This is a genomic window from Psychrobacter sp. TB55-MNA-CIBAN-0194, from assembly GCF_040309505.1.
In the GTDB taxonomy this organism is placed as follows: Bacteria; Pseudomonadota; Gammaproteobacteria; order Pseudomonadales; family Moraxellaceae; genus Psychrobacter; species Psychrobacter fozii.
This window is the reverse complement of record NZ_JBEOOW010000459.1, coordinates 1-260: the sequence shown is the minus strand read 5'-3', so window position 1 is coordinate 260 and position 260 is coordinate 1. Positions and strand designations below refer to the sequence as shown.

Annotated in this window: 1 pseudogene; it reads right to left on the bottom strand. The window is 41.2% G+C overall.

The window, feature by feature from the left end:
- Positions 1-260 (bottom strand): annotated as a pseudogene (gene tolB, locus AAEY75_RS15890) (Tol-Pal system beta propeller repeat protein TolB); the annotation flags it as partial.

The following is a 260-nucleotide window of genomic DNA, read 5'->3' as shown; positions in this document are numbered from 1 at the left end:
ATATATAATCATCGAGCCATTTGGCGCTATACTCGGTGATTCATCAAGGCGAGTTCGTGTTAATACTTGAAACGCACCTGTAGCCAGCTCTTTTTTAGCAAGATGGTACTGCCCGTTGGTACGGTTAACCATCACTAATTCTTTGCCATCGGGTGTTATTGAACCTGCTAGGTTCATATCACCGTCAAAGCTTAATCTTTGTGTTCTGCCAGTTTTTAAATTTAACTTATAAATCTGGGCATTACCACCCCTTTCAGATG